Genomic DNA, 14,546 nt, shown 5'->3' with positions numbered 1-14,546 from the left:
TTCATTTGATTCCGGGCCTACCTTTGTCGCGCCGCAGCCCGAGCAGCCCGGCGAGTGAGAACCCTTTTTGCTGTTCCGGCCCGGCCTCCGTGCCATTCTCTGCGGTCGAGGTGTCCCTCGCCTCGCCCACTGCCACGCCCTCGGCCTTCGCGGTCCGGCGCTGCGTCTCCCGCGCCCGCCATGCGGCGGCCTCGCGGGCAAGCTCCTGCGGGTCTTCGTTCAGGATCGCCCAATAGCTCGGGTCGCGACCACGGGGCGGCGGCGCGGGCGCCCTCACGGTGCGCGGACGGGCCTGCTTGGGTGCCACGCCCTTGCGACGGTCCTCCTCGATGGCCTTCCGGGTCTCCTCGACCAAGTCAGTGATCCGGCGCTCGATGCCTGCGTCTTCGCCCGTGCGGGTGTCGGGCTTGCCCGTCCGGCGCTCGGCCACGAGGAAGGCGGCCCATTGGCCAGCCGTGTCCATCCGGTCTTTCGGGAAAATGCTCAGGCATTGGTCGATGGCTTCCAGAAACCGCCCGTCAAACCCCGGCCGGTTGCCCAGCAGCGGCACATAGGGGTCGGGCTTGCCCTCAGCCACATGGGCGAGTCGCTGGTTCGAGTGGGGCGGCGGCGCGCCGGTGACGAGGTGATACATGGTCGCCGCAAGTGCATAGAGATCGCTGGAGCGGCCCTGCGGGCTGTCGGTCAGGTAGAACTCCTGCGGCGAGTAACCGTCCTTGACGGTGAAAACCTGGCTGAGGATGCGGCTTGTCCGGGCGGCCCCGGCGCGGGCGGAGCCGAAATCAATCAGGATCGGGGCGTCATCTGGACCCATCAGGATGTTGTCGGGCGAGATGTCGCGATGCAGCGTGCCGCTGTCATGGACGTAGCGGAGCGCATCCAGCAGGCAGAGCAAAATGCGATTGAGTTCTGCCGGGGTGAACCGGCTTGGGTCCTTCTCGTAAAGGTCCAGCAGGTCAGGGCCGTCGACGTAGTCGAGCGCCATGTAGCCGGTGCCGTTCTCCTCGAAGATCTGGTGAACGCCCACCACATTGGGGTGCGCCAGCGCGGCAAGAGCCCGCGCCTCCTTCTTGAACAGATCCAGCACCTGATCGAAGGCGCCAATGTTCGAGGTCGTGCGCAACCGCACTGAAGCGCCCCGGCGGCAGCACATGGCGCCGGGAAAGCACTCCTTGATAACAACCGGACGGCCCAGACTGTCGCGGCTGAGATAGGTCACCCCGAACCCGCCACCGTTGAGATAGCGCTCGATCGTGTACTGGCCGCCGCCGAGCACCGTCCCCGGGGGCAGTTCATCGCCGGTGACGGCAGAAGAAGAAGAGATTGGTGACAGTGCGTTCATTGAAGCCATGCTCTTGCAACGTCGGATAAGGCGCGCCCCACCCATTGCCCGTCCGCGGGGACGCATTGGCGAATGTCGCGTGGCTCTTGGGTATTACACCGTCAGAATTGTGGCGGAGCAGTGCTGAACGCTTTGAATTTTCTGCAAATTCTCTGCGGCTGGGCACGGTTTGATCGCGCCCCACTTCCGAAGACTGGCTTCAGAGGGGACATTGACACTCGGTGCCCGGTCTTGGTCTATGGGGCGAGCCAGAGGATCGTCTCGAGCCATTCCAGATTTCTTACCGGAGTGCACAGATGATCCGCGCTGCCCTAGCACTTACTTTTCTTAGCCTGCCGCTGGACGCCGAGGCCTGCGAGGGCGGTGCGATTGACGACCCGAGCATCTACGAGGCTCCGCTCTGCCTGCCCGCCGCGCCGCAGCGGGTGGTGGTGCTCGATGCCAGTTTCGGCCTCGGGATTGGGCTCGACGTGGGTCTGCCCATCGTTGGTGCGCCGCTCGATCGGATGAGTGACGAGGCACTCAACGCGCGCGCCACCGAGGCCGGTATCACCTCGCTCGGCTTTGTCACCGAGCCCAGCCTCGAGACGCTGGTGGCTCTGCAACCCGACCTGATCGTGGGCTTCGTCGGCTCCGAGTCGATGGCCAGCGGGGTCTACCCGATGGTCTCACAGCTCGCCCCGACACTGCTCTATACCAGCACGGATTGGCGCGCCTTTTACGGCCTCATGGCGGGGCTGACCGGCAAGGAGGCCGAGATCGAGGCGCAGTTTGCCGAGCTGGATGCGCGGATCGAAGACATCGCCGCCCGCGTGCCGCCCACCAAGGTCTCCGTAGTGCGGATTACCTCTTGGGATTTTCAGGTCTACCTCGACAGCCCCGGCGGCTACGCGCCCTTCAACATCATGCGCGAGGCGGGGGTGAAGCGCTCGGCCTACGAAACCACAACAGACCCGGCGGAGGCAATGAAGCGACCCGATTGGGAGGAACTCGCCCAGCTCGACGGTGAGGTGCTGCTCTACATCGTCGGCGGCACCAACGACAGCGACAAGGACGGTCGCCACGAGGAGGTGCTGGCCAATCCGCTCTGGCAGATGCTGCCTGCGGTGGAGGCAGGCCGCGTGCACCGGGTCGATCACGGGCACTGGATGCAGTTCTCGGGCCTCGCCTCCGCTCATGCGGTGCTCGACGATATCGAGCGCTACGTGATCGGGCCTGAATGACGCGCACCGCCGCCTGTACCTTTGGGCTGGTCCTCTTGATCCTTCTCGTTGCGCTCTGGTCGCTGGCCACCGGTAGCGCGGGGCTAACACTGGCCGAGGCCGGGAGAGCGCTGCTGGCGCCGGGCGAAGGGCGGCCCGATGCGATCCTCTGGCAGGTCCGCCTGCCGCGGGTGGTGGCAGCGATTGCCGCGGGGGCGGCGCTTGGTGCGGCGGGGGCGATCATGCAGGCGGTCACTGGCAACCCGCTGGCCGAGCCGGGGCTGCTCGGGGTCAACGCGGGGGCCGCCTTCGTGGTGGTGGTGGCGCTTTCGGTCTTCGGTGTCACCGCAAGCGCCGCGCTGATCTGGTGCGCCTTCGGCGGCGCGGGGTCGGCGGCGGTGCTGGTCTATGCCATGGCCTCCGCCGGGCGCGGCGGGGCCACGCCGATCCGGCTGGTGCTGGCGGGCGTGATCGTGGCCACCTTCCTCGGCGCACTTACAACCGCGATCCTGCTGATTGACAGCCAGACCCTCGATGCCGTGCGGTTCTGGACCGCCGGAAGCCTGAAGGGCCGACAGCTGGCGCAAATGCTCCCCGTCCTGCCCTATGCCGCGATCTCCCTCGCGGCGGCGCTCGTCTTCGCCCGCCAGTTCACCACCCTCAGCCTCGGCGGCGACGTGGCCCGCAGCATCGGGCAAAACCCAGCGCTCTGGCGGGCCATCGCCGCCTGTTGCGTTGTCGGGCTGGCAGGCTCTGCCGTGTCCATCGCCGGGCCGCTGGGATTTGTCGGCTTGGTGGTGCCCCACATGGTGCGGCTCACGCTGGGCGGCGGCTACGGTCGCATCCTGCCGCTCTCGATCCTCGGTGGCGCGGCACTGACGCTGCTGGCCGACACCGCACCCCGGGCGCTCCTCTCGGTCGACATGCCCGCAGGCATCACCCTTGCCCTCATCGGTGCCCCCTTCTTCATCTGGCTGGCCCGCAGCCATGGGGCGGTGCGCGGATGAAGCTGGCGGTGCTCTGCGCACTCGTCGCGCTGGCCTTCGTCGCCGCGCTGGCGCTGGGCGATCAACCCGTGCCGCCGGGCGAGGTGCTCGGAGCGCTCTTTGGCGCAGAAAGTGTGCCCGCCCCCTCCCGCATCATCGTCAGCGAGTTGCGCCTACCGCGCGCCGTAACCGCCCTGCTCGTCGGCGCGGCACTGGCCGTGGCTGGCACCATCGCGCAGGCGGTGATGCGCAACCCGCTGGCCGACCCGGGCATCGTGGGCATCAACGCGGGCGCGGCGCTGGCGGCGATGGTGGTGATCGTGCAAGTCGGCAGCCTGCCCGAAACCGCGCTCCCTTGGCTCACCTTCGCCGGCGCGCTCGCCATGGCCGCGCTGATCTACGCCTTCGCCTGGCGGCAGGGCACGACCGGCACGCGGATCATCCTCGTGGGCATCGGCCTTTCGGCACTGGCAGGCGCCGGGGCCAGCGCGATCTCGGTCTTTGGCGAGCCGGCCTATGTTCAGCGGGCGATGGTCTGGCTCGCGGGCTCGCTGCAAGACAGCCGGTGGGAGAAGCTGCCCCACCTCCTCGGCTGGTCCCTGCCGCCCGCGCTGCTGGCCTGGGCCGCCGCCCGCGAACTTGACCTGATCGCGCTCGGCGATGACGTGGCACAGGGGCGCGGCCAGCCGGTCAACCTCGCCCGTGCGCTCGCCATCCTCGCCTGCGCCATGCTGTCGGGCGCCGCCGTGGCCGCCGCCGGGCTGGTGGCCTTCGTCGGCCTCGCCGCCCCCCACATCGCCCGCGCCCTCACCGGCCCGCGCCACGCCCGCCTCATCCCCGCCGCCGCGCTCGTCGGCGCCGCCCTGCTGCTCACCGCCGACATCGCCGCCCGCCGCACCGCTCCACCGCTGCAACTGCCCGTGGGTCTCGTCACCGCGCTGCTCGGCGCACCGTTCTTCGCCTTCCTCCTCTGGAAACGCCGCAATGACTGACCCCCGCCTCGCCGCCCGCACCCTCCGCCTTTCCTACGGCGCGACCCCCGTGATCGAAGGCCTCGACCTCGCCATCGAGCCTAGCCGCTTCACAGCGCTGGTGGGGCCAAACGGCTGCGGCAAGTCCACCCTGCTGCGCGCGCTGGCTGGGCTGCACGCCCCCGCCTCTGGGCAGGTTGTGCTCGACGGTGCCTCTATCACCCGCCGCTCCACCCGGGCGCTGGCCCGCGAGATTGGGCTGCTGGCGCAAAGCGCGAGCCCGGCAGAAGGGATGACGGTGGAGGAGCTGGTGGCGCAGGGGCGCTATCCGCACCGCTCGGTGCTCGGGCCGTGGCGCGCGCGCGACCAGGAGGCAGTGGAGGAGGCACTGGCGCTGACCTCGCTCACCGGCCTGCGTCACGCGCTGGTCGACCGGCTCTCCGGCGGGCAGCGCCAGCGCGCCTGGATCGCCATGGTGCTGGCCCAGCAAAGCACCATCCTTCTGCTCGACGAGCCCACCACCTATCTCGATCTCGCCCACCAGGTGGAGGTGCTGGGCCTGATGGAACGGCTGGTGAAGAAGCATGGCGCAACCGTGGTCGCCGTGCTGCACGATCTCAGCCAAGCCGCCCGCCATGCCGATACGATGGTCGCCCTGAAGGCGGGGCGCATCGTCGCCTCCGGCTCCCCCAGCGAGGTCGTCACCCCCGAAGTGCTCCGCACCGCCTTCAACGTCGAGGCCAAGGTGTTGACCGACCCCGACACCGGCACGCCGCTCTGCCTGCCGCGCCGCACCGTGCCCGAGTGACACATCTCCGCAACAGCACCGCGATACCGGCTTTTCAAATCTGAGTAATTTGTTAAGGATTTATCCAGCAGCCAGCTCATGCCAGCACTCAACCGCTCGATTCCCGCCACGCGGGAACAGATCAAGGTGCTCGCATGTCCCCTCGTAAACTCGCCGCCGCGCTGCTCGGCTCCTCCGCACTCATCTCCGCCACCGCCGCCACCGCGCAGCAGGTGATCGAGCTGGAACCGATCCAGATTTACGGCGACCGTTCCACCGATGACGCTCAGAGCACCACCGCCAGTGTTTCGGTGGTGGATGAGGTCGACCTCAGCCGAACCAACCTCGCCCAGTGGCGCGATATCATGGACCGTGTACCCAACTTCGGCGACGGCGACCTGAACGAGAGCGGGTTCACCATTCGCGGCGTCAACTCCGAGGGGCTCACCCCCGGCGGTGCAGGCGCGCCAGTGGCCTCGCTTTACATCGACGGCGTGCAGCAGACGGTCGAAGGCACCCGCCGCGGCTTTCGCGGCACTTTCGACGTGGAGCAGGTGGAGGTCTACCGCGGCCCGCAGAGCACCCTCTCCGGTCGCAACGCGCTTGCCGGGGCCGTCTACCTGCGCACGAAAGACCCGGGGTTCGCCCGCTCCGGCAAGGTGCAGCTCACCTATGGCGAGAACAACAAGCAGCAGGTCGGCGTCGCCTTCGGCGATGCGCTCTCCGACACGCTGGCCTACCGGGTCAGCGCCGAATGGTCGAAAAAGGACAGTGACATCAGCTACCCCTCGCTCGAGGGATACGACCGCTACGACGACTTCAAGACCGATGATTATTACACGCTCCGGGGCAAACTCCTGTGGCGCCCCTCCGGCGCAACCGATGTGATCCTGAGCTACTCCCACAGCTTCGACGGACCGGCCTATAACAACATCATCGGCCCCGGCTGGTTTGGCCTCGGGATCGAGTATGACGACATGCGCGGCGATGACTGGGGCGTGCTGGAGCCGCTCTCGCCCGGCGCCATCACCTATCAGGAAATCCGCGAAACCACGGTCGACAACCTCGGCCTCGAGGTGAAGCACGAATTCTCGAACGCGCTGACCTTCACCGCGCAAACCGGCCTCACTCACTCCGTCACCGGGCGCCACTCGATCAACGAGGGCACGCCGGGCGAGATGTATTGGGTCGATGGCGAGTTCGACCAGACGATCCTCAGCCAGGAGTTCCGCCTCAACTACGATGACGGTGGGCTGCGCTGGGTGGCCGGGCTCTATGCCGCCAAGGAGCGCACCGAGGCCTTCCGCGACACATGGATGTTCGGCTCCGTCACGGAGAACGAAAACACCATCGATGTCACCAACACCGCGCTCTTCGGCGAAGTCTCCTACGAGTTCGCTCCCGGCTGGCGGGTGATCGCAGGCGGGCGGCTCGACCACTACAGCCAGAAGCAGGAGGCCAGCTCCGGCGGCACGGCGGCGCCCTCCACCAACTACGAGGCCACCGAGTTCATCCCCAAGCTGGGGCTGACATGGGAGATCGACAGCCGCCAGCAGCTCTCGCTGATCTACCAGCAGGGCTACCGGCCCGGCGGCGCCTCCTACCAGATCAGCTCTGGCACCCTGCGTGAGTATGAGGCCGAGCAAGCCCACAACATCGAGCTGAACTATCGCGGCTCGCTGATGGATGACCGCCTGACCGTGGGCGCCAGCCTGTTCTATCAGGATTGGGACAACCAGCAGGTCGAGATCCTCGAAACCCCGGGCGACAGCACCAGCTACTACATCACCAACGCGGGCAAGTCGGTGAGCTACGGCGCAGAGCTTGAGCTGGCCTATGCCGCCTCCGACAACCTCGACCTTTACGGCTCGGTCGGCCTGCTGCACACCGAGTTCAAGGACTTCGCGATCAACACCACCGACTACTCGGGCAAGCCCTTCCCGCTCGCGCCCGAGACCACCATTACCCTCGGCTTCAACTGGCGGCAGGGCGATGTGGGCTGGTTCGGCGGCGCTCAGGCAACCTACGTGGGCGAGCGCATGAGCCGGATCGAGAACGGCGTGGCCGACCCCGCGATGCTGGATGCCTACACCGTGGTCGACGCCTCGCTGGGCTACAAATGGGACAACGGCATGAGCCTCAACGGCTACGCCACCAACCTCTTCGACGAGCGCTTCTACCAGTATGAATACGTCGAGGGCGGCCAAGGGGGCTCGGCCTGGCTTGGCGAACGGCGCGAGATCGGCGTGCGCTTCGACTACACGTTCTGAGGGGTCGACCATGCCCGAAGCCCGCACCAACCTCGCCCTGCCCGCCGATCAGGCGCGCGTGGCCTTCTCCCGCGTGGCCGAAGCCAATGGCCTCGACGCCGTCGAAAGCGCGAACGGTCTCGTCATTCAGGCGCGGCTGGGCCAGATCGAGCTGCGTGGCGAGGGGGCTGGCACCCTGCTGCGGATCGAGGCCGGGTCCGACGGCGATCTGCAGATCATGCGCGACCTCTTGAGCGCGCGGCTAGAGAGCATGGGCCAAACGCCTGCGTGGCAAGATGCTGTCGCCGGAAAGCGCCCCGCCAATCTGAGCGTGGCGCAGGTCGTCTCTGCCGAGCAGATCTCACCCTCCTATATCCGCGTGGTGATTGAAGGCGATGACCTCGCCCGTTTTAACGAAGGCGGGCTGCACTTTCGCCTGCTGTTCGGCCCAAAGGGTGCCGCACTGCCCGCCACCGATGAGGCTGGCGTCACCCGCTGGCCCGGCGGCATCGAGGCCTGGCATCGCCCGGTCTACACCACGCGAAAGATCGTGACAGATGGCGAGGCCGCGCGGATCACCTTTGATGTGTTTGTCCACGAGGGCGGCCGCGTGACCGAATGGGCCCGTGGCGCCTGCGGCGGAGACAGCATCGCCATCACCGGTCCGGGCGGGAGCAAGCTGATCGAGGGGCATCGCTGGATGGGCCTCGTCGGTGATGAAACCGCCGTGCCGGTCATCGCCCGGCAACTCGCCGCCTTGCCGGAGGACACGCGCGGCAAGGCCGTGCTCTTTGTGCCCGAGCAGGCCGATGTTCAGGCCCTGGCGCACCCGCCCGGCATCGAGCTTGCATGGATGCTGCGCAGCGAAGGCCTCACACCACTTGAGGCTTTCGAGCAGCTCGGAGCCCCGCGCGACGGGAGCTTCCGGTTCTTCGCCGGTGAGCGCAGCGAAGCCGTGGCCCTGCGCGCCCGGCTGACAGAGGCTGCCGCCCCGCGAGAGAGCTATCAGGTGGCCGCCTACTGGACGGCTCCCGAAGCCTGAAGGCCCGGTTGCCCAAAAGCGTCATACCCCTGTAAAAACAGGTTACATGCACTTGCATATTAATGCCGCGCCCTCTACGGAAGGGCCAGCCACGCCTCTGAGCCCAGCCAAGACAGACGACACTCAGGGGACTCCCATGCCACTCACATTCCGCCGCAGCGGCTCCGCTGCCTCCTGCTCCGCACTTGCGCTGCTCGCGCTCTCGGGCGGGGCACTCCACGCGCAGGATGCGCAACCCGTTTTCACCCTCGACCCGATCATCGTGCAGCAACGCGACGAGCTGGGCGACGAGGCCGACCGTGCGACCTCGATGTATGTCTCCGACCGTGAACTCGAGCGCGCCCGCACCGGCGACCTGAAAGACGTGTTCTCGGGCATCGCCTCGGTCTCCGTCGGCGGCGCGCTGCCGCTGACCCAGAAGATCTTCGTCAACGGCGTCGACATGCTGAACCTCGGCGTCACTGTCGATGGCACGGCACAGAACAACCGCGCCTTCCACCACGTCTCCGCCAACGCCATCGACCCCGGCCTGCTCAAGCAGGTCCGCGCCGATGCCACCGTCTCGCCCGCCGATGCCGGCCCCTATGCGCTGGCGGGCTCGGTCGTGTTTGAAACCGTCGATGCCACCGACATTCTGGAGCCGGGCGACAGCTTTGGCGGCAACGTCCGCCTGTCGTTCTCCGACAACGGCCAGACCCTGCAATCGGCGCTCACCCTCGCCGGTCAGCAGGGCGGCTTCGAATGGCTGCTTTATGGCAAGTTCGCCGATGGCGAAGACTATGAGGATGGCGACGGCAACCGCGTTTACGGCACCCGCGCCGCGCTGGAGAGCTACCTCGGCAAGGTCGCCTACGAGGCGGGCGGCCACCGCTTCGAATTCTCGGCCCAGCGCCTGATGGACAGCTCCCTGCGGCAGGAACGCGCGAACTTCGGCGGCTTCAACGGCGTCGACGACGCGCTGACGCTCTACAACACCACGCGCGAGAGCTACTCCTTCGTCTATGAGACCCCCGATGCCACCGGTATGTGGGACCCGCGCGTTCATATCGGTTACTCCGAGAGCGAGATCGTGAAGCCCGAACCGTGGGACAGCAACGGCCGCTCCGGCACCTTCTCGGCAACCTTTCAGAACACCTTCCACCTGAGCGAAGGCAACACGGTGACCGCCGGGATCGACTATCAGGACCGCTTCGGCAATTACCTGAGCCCGACCTACGCCGAAGATCAGACCGAAGAATCCCAGAACGTCGGGCTGTTCGCCCAAGCACGGCTGCGGCCGACCGACCGGCTCAAGGTGTCCTTCGGTGCACGCTATGACAGCCAGAGTTTTACCGGCGTGAACGGCTTCGAGGGAGACTTCTCAGGCTGGTCCGGCAACGCCTCCCTCGCCTTCGCCGCGACCGACGAACTAACCCTGCGCGGCGGGGTCTCCTCGGTGTTCGGCGGGCTGGTGATCGAAGACAACTACGAGTACTGGCGGATGCTGGGCGCCACGGCCTACGACGGTCTGGAAGCCGCCCGGGCCGACAACGCCACCATCGGCTTCGACTGGACGCGCGGTGACCTCACGCTCTCCGGTGAGCTCTTCGTCACCGAGATCAAGAACGCCCGCAGCAGCACCAACAACTTCGACTTCAAGAGCAAGGGCTTCAACCTCGGCGCAACCTATGGCTGGGGCACCGGCTTTGCTCGCATGACGCTCTCGCACAGCGATGTCGAGATCGACGGCGCTTCCGGCGAGAGCTTCACGGCGCAGGACTACGGCGCGCCGCTCGGAACGCTGGTGGCCTTCGAAGTCGAGCAGGAAACCCGTGTCGATGGCCTGAAGGTCGGCGGCGGTCTCGACGTTGCGCTGGATTATGACTTCGACGATCCGGCCCTGAACGACTTCGACGGCTACACTGTGGTCAATGCCTGGGCCGAATACGTGCCGCCCAGCCTGCCCAACCTGACCATCCGCGCCGAGGTCAACAACCTCTTCGACGAGCAATATGCCGACCGTGCAACCTATGGCGGCGAATACGGCACTATCACCCCGCTGCGCGAGCCGGGTCGCACCATCTCGCTGGTGGCTGTCGCCAAGTTCTGACCACGAAAATCGCGCAAGACCCAACGCCGCCGGTGCCCCGCATCGGCGGCGTTTTCAGTCGTAGAGCCGAATGAGCACCCGGGCGAGGTCATAGGCCTCGTCGACAGAGAGCCGCGCGCCGATCTCATCGGCGATGGCGTCGCTGTAAACGGCCCAGATCTCCATGTGCTTGCCCTTGCCCGCCTCGGTCAGCCGCAGCACCTTGCCCCGCCCCGGGCCGGGAGCGGATGCACTCGAGATCCACCCCTCCTCCTCCAGACGCGCCGCATGGCGCGACAATGCATATTGGGTCGTGAACAGCTTGCGCTCCAAGGCGGCCATCGGCATGCCTTTGGGGCCAGCGCGCTCCAACTCCAGCAGGATCTCGTACCACACAGGGTCGCCCACGCCGATCTCACGCAGGGCGCGCGCGATGCGAGCGCCAGTGCTGCGGTGAATGCGCAGCAGGTTGAACCACACCCTGTTGGCGCCCATCGCCGGGTCGGCGTCATCGGCAAACAGCTCTGCTCGGGCTCTGGGTTGGTCGTCCATGCTGGTCCGCGTGATGGTCTGGCCGTCCACCTCTACCGCGCGGGCGGGCGGCGGGCCAGCCACAAGAGCCCTGCCCGCTCAGCTGATGAGCGCGTGGTAGGCCGCCTGCCGGTCCACCAACTCGTCATGGGTGCCCATCTCCACGATCCGTCCCTGATCGAGCACGATGATGCGGTCGGCGTGGCGGATGGTGTTGAGCCGGTGGGCGATGGTGAGCGTGGTGCGCCCTTCGGAGAGCCGGGTCAGCGCCGCCTGCACCTCGCGCTCGGTGCCCCGGTCGAGCGCCGAGGTCGCCTCGTCCAGCAGCAGGATCGGCGGGTTCTTCAGGAACACCCGGGCAATCGCCACCCGCTGGCGTTGCCCGCCCGAAAGCATGACCCCGCGCTCACCAACCATCGTGTCGAGGCCGTCCGGCAGCTCGCGCACCAGCCCGCCGAGCTGCGCGTTCTCCACCGCTGCCATGATCGCTGCCTCGTCGGCATCCAGCGCGCCATAGGCGATATTCTCGCGCAGCGTGCCGCCGAAGAGGAAAACATCCTGGCTGACCAGCCCGACCTGGCTGCGCAGCGACGCCAGCGTCATCTCGCGGATCGGCACCCCGTCAATCCGGATCTCGCCCGCACTGGGCTCGTAGAACCGGGGCACCAGCGCGGCCAGCGTCGTCTTGCCCGCGCCGGAGTGGCCCACCAGCGCCACTTGCTCGCCGGGGGCGATCTCAAGGGAGATGTCATGCAGCACACCGCGCGCGCCGTCATAGGCAAAGCTGACCTTGTCAAAGCTGATCGCCCCCGTCAGCGCAGGCGCCTCGCGCGCGCCTTCGGCATCGGTGATCTCCGGGGCGGTGTTCATCAGTTCGAGGTAACGGCGGAAGCCCGCGATCCCGCGCGGGTAAAGCTCCAGCACCGCCGCGATCTTCTCCAATGGGCGGAAGAACACGCCGACCAGAAGCAGAAAGGCCACGTAGGAGCCGGTGCTGAGGCTGCCCTGAAACACGTAGCCCGCGCCCACGACCATCACCACCACCTGCACCACCCGCAGCCCCATGTAATGCAGCGCGGTGACGCCCGCCATGATCCGGTAGGCCTCGAGCTTGGTGGTGCGATACCGGCTGTTGTCCTCGCCAAACAGCGCCCGCTCATGCGGCTCGTTGGTGAAGGCCTGCACTACGCGGATGCCGCCGATGCTCTCCTCAAGCCGCACGTTGAACGCCCCGACGCGGGCATAGATCGCCTGCCACGCCCGGGTCATCCGCCCGCCATAGTGGGCCAGCAGCCAAGCCATGACCGGCACGATCACGAGGGTGATGAGTGCCAGTTGCGGATGTAGCCAGAGCATCAGGGCAAAGGCCCCGATAAAAGTCATGATCGCGATGAACAGGTCTTCCGGCCCGTGGTGGGCGACCTCCCCGATCTCCTCGAGGTCGCGCGTGACCCGCGCCACCAGCTTGCCGGTCTCGGCCCGGTCGAACCACGACCAGCTGAGCCGCGTCAGCCGGTCGAACGCACGCGCCCGCATCTCGGTCTCGATATTGATGCCCAGCATGTGGCCCCAATAGGTGACGATCGCCATGAGCACCGTGTTGATCACGTAAACCGCCACCAACCCGCACGCCGCCAGCACGGTCAGCGCCCAGTCCCCCTGCGGCAACAACGTGTCGATGAAGCCCGCAATGGCCAAAGGAAAGGCCAGCTCCAGCAGGCCCGAGGCAACGGCACAGCCGAAGTCGAGCCAGAACAGCCGCATGTGCGGGCGATAGTAGTCGAAGAAAAGGCGGATCATGGGGCGAGGATGTGTAGCACCCTCCCCTCTTAGGCTGACCGTGGAGGGACTACCAGAAACGAAATGCACCCCTCGCATAATCAGGCCGCCCAACGCCGAATCCGCAGACTATCCACAAGGGCTTTTGCCTATAGCCGGGCCAAACTCTCATGGAACGGTGATAGTGGCGGAGGAGGTGGGATTCGAACCCACGGTACGCTTTCACGCACGCCGGTTTTCAAGACCGGTGCATTCGACCACTCTGCCACTCCTCCGGCGGGGTCTGATGCTGGTAAAACCCCGCCGTGGGGGAAAAGGCAACACCCCTCACGCCAATTTTTGCTTGGCTCCGATATCCCGGGTTTCCATGCGCCCTTCACCTATGTATTGTGACGTTCGAGAGCAGTTCAGCCGGGCAAACCGGCGGCAAAAAATGCGATGGCGGGCAAAGACCCGACCACTCGGCGGACAAAGGGGCGAAGCATGGGCAAGGGCAAACTCCTTCATGTAGGCGTGATTTCTGTGTCGGTTCTGGCACTCGCGGCTTGTGAGGATGGCACAGGGCTGAAACTCGGTGCCAAGAAGGCCGATGGCGCGGAGGTCTCCGCTGCGGCGAGCCGTCCGGCGGCGACAAAGCTGGTGGAGCGCGATGTCGAGGCGCCCGAGGTCTTTTCCAAGAACGAAGACGGTCTGTGGGATGGCCGCCCCTCGCTGGGCGGTGTCTGGATCGCCCATCCGGACGTGAAAGAGCCCGAGCGAGTGATCATCCGCAACCAGTCCAACGGCAAGTTCGTGATCGGCGCTCTCTTCAAGCGCGAGCGTGACAACCCGGGGCCGAAGCTTCAGGTCTCCTCCGATGCGGCGAATGCGCTGGGCGTGCTGCCCGGTGCGCCGACCAAGCTGAGCGTCGTCGCGCTGGTGCGCGAGGAAGTGCCCGAGCAGGCTCCCGCCGCTGCGGCCCCTGCCGCCGCTGCAGTCGACGCCGAAACCATCGCCGAGCCCGAAGCGATCCAGCAAAAGTCGCTCGATGCGCCGCTGGCCGCCGCTGAAGCCGCCATTGTCGCTGCCGAAGGCACCGGAACCGCTGGGGCCGATGCGGCCATTGAGACGGCAGCCGCCCCGGCACCCCAGCCGGAAAAGGCCAAGAAGGGCTTCTGGCAGCGCCTGAAGGGCAAGAAATCGCAGCGCGCCAAGGCCGATGCGACCATCGCCGCCGCCCCCGATGCCGCTGCCCCCACGGCGCCCGCAGGCGTGGCCACACCAGAGATTTCCGCCGCCCCGCTGGCCCCCACGGCAGCCGCCGCGACCGCAGCGGCCCCCAAGGCCGCTGGCCCCAAGCCCTCGGGCGGCAAGAACTACGTTCAGATCGGGATCTTCTCGGTCGAGGAAAACGCCAACCGTACCGCTGCCAACATGCGCAAGTCCGGTGTGGTGCCCACCGTCTACGAGCAGCAGTCCGCCGGAAAGACCTTCTGGCGCGTCGTGATTGGCCCTGCGCATAGTGCCGCCGATCGCGCGGTGCTTCTCGAAAAAGTTAAGGCGATGGGCTTCCAGGATGCGTATTTTGTGACGAACTGAGGCGGGACTCA

General features: G+C 66.8%; 11 protein-coding genes and 1 tRNA gene. 8 read left to right on the top strand and 4 right to left on the bottom strand.

Annotated elements, in window-relative coordinates:
• Nucleotide 1: 1 nt before the first annotated feature.
• Nucleotides 2-1,342, bottom strand: a complete 1,341-nt coding sequence (locus ACUXVX_RS09470; protein WP_446311330.1) for a serine/threonine-protein kinase — start codon at nucleotides 1,340-1,342, stop codon at nucleotides 2-4.
• A 296-nt stretch (nucleotides 1,343-1,638) separates the two neighbouring features.
• Between ACUXVX_RS09470 and ACUXVX_RS09465 the strand changes: the two genes are divergently transcribed.
• The 7 genes from ACUXVX_RS09465 (at nucleotide 1,639) to ACUXVX_RS09435 (ending at nucleotide 10,668) form a co-directional block, all read left to right on the top strand.
• A complete protein-coding gene (locus ACUXVX_RS09465; protein WP_446311329.1) occupies nucleotides 1,639-2,565 on the top strand; it encodes an iron-siderophore ABC transporter substrate-binding protein in 927 nt (308 codons plus the stop codon).
• Nucleotides 2,562-3,551, top strand: coding sequence for a FecCD family ABC transporter permease (locus tag ACUXVX_RS09460; RefSeq protein WP_446311328.1), 990 nt, complete (start codon nucleotides 2,562-2,564; stop codon nucleotides 3,549-3,551). Before ACUXVX_RS09465 ends, ACUXVX_RS09460 begins: the two co-directional genes overlap by 4 nt.
• The gene (locus tag ACUXVX_RS09455) at nucleotides 3,548-4,522 is read left to right on the top strand and encodes a FecCD family ABC transporter permease (protein ID WP_446311327.1); all 975 of its coding nucleotides are present in this window, start codon (nucleotides 3,548-3,550) and stop codon (nucleotides 4,520-4,522) included. Before ACUXVX_RS09460 ends, ACUXVX_RS09455 begins: the two co-directional genes overlap by 4 nt.
• Nucleotides 4,515-5,309 carry an ABC transporter ATP-binding protein gene (locus ACUXVX_RS09450; protein WP_446311326.1) on the top strand — a complete coding sequence of 265 codons (795 nt, stop codon included), beginning with the start codon at nucleotides 4,515-4,517 and terminating at the stop codon, nucleotides 5,307-5,309. The genes ACUXVX_RS09455 and ACUXVX_RS09450 overlap by 8 nt, the downstream gene beginning before the upstream one ends.
• Before the next feature lie 134 nt (nucleotides 5,310-5,443).
• On the top strand, nucleotides 5,444-7,558 hold the full coding sequence (locus ACUXVX_RS09445) for a TonB-dependent receptor (protein WP_446311325.1): 2,115 nt from the start codon (nucleotides 5,444-5,446) through the stop codon (nucleotides 7,556-7,558).
• A 10-nt stretch (nucleotides 7,559-7,568) separates the two neighbouring features.
• A complete protein-coding gene (locus ACUXVX_RS09440) occupies nucleotides 7,569-8,579 on the top strand; it encodes a siderophore-interacting protein (protein ID WP_446311324.1) in 1,011 nt (336 codons plus the stop codon).
• Nucleotides 8,580-8,715: 136 nt separating this feature from the next.
• Nucleotides 8,716-10,668: a TonB-dependent receptor plug domain-containing protein gene (locus ACUXVX_RS09435; protein WP_446311323.1), complete on the top strand. Its 1,953-nt coding sequence runs from the start codon at nucleotides 8,716-8,718 to the stop codon at nucleotides 10,666-10,668.
• A 54-nt stretch (nucleotides 10,669-10,722) separates the two neighbouring features.
• Here ACUXVX_RS09435 and ACUXVX_RS09430 read toward each other — a convergent pair whose 3' ends face one another.
• The 3 genes from ACUXVX_RS09430 to ACUXVX_RS09420 all read right to left on the bottom strand — a co-directional run bounded on the left by ACUXVX_RS09430 (nucleotide 10,723) and on the right by ACUXVX_RS09420 (nucleotide 13,232).
• Nucleotides 10,723-11,199, bottom strand: a complete 477-nt coding sequence (locus ACUXVX_RS09430) for a MarR family winged helix-turn-helix transcriptional regulator (RefSeq protein ID WP_446311322.1) — start codon at nucleotides 11,197-11,199, stop codon at nucleotides 10,723-10,725.
• 78 nt (nucleotides 11,200-11,277) lie between these two features.
• A complete protein-coding gene (locus tag ACUXVX_RS09425) occupies nucleotides 11,278-12,978 on the bottom strand; it encodes an ABC transporter ATP-binding protein (protein ID WP_446311321.1) in 1,701 nt (566 codons plus the stop codon).
• A gap of 164 nt (nucleotides 12,979-13,142) precedes the next feature.
• Nucleotides 13,143-13,232 (bottom strand) — tRNA-Ser (locus ACUXVX_RS09420).
• A 208-nt stretch (nucleotides 13,233-13,440) separates the two neighbouring features.
• Between ACUXVX_RS09420 and ACUXVX_RS09415 the strand changes: the two genes are divergently transcribed.
• Nucleotides 13,441-14,535 (top strand): SPOR domain-containing protein, encoded by a 1,095-nt coding sequence (locus ACUXVX_RS09415; protein WP_446311320.1) that lies wholly within the window; start codon nucleotides 13,441-13,443, stop codon nucleotides 14,533-14,535.
• Nucleotides 14,536-14,546 lie beyond the last annotated feature (11 nt).

This window comes from Vannielia sp. SX4, assembly GCF_052828525.1.
Note: the sequence above shows the minus strand (reverse complement) of the source record. Positions and strands in the feature narration are given on the sequence as shown.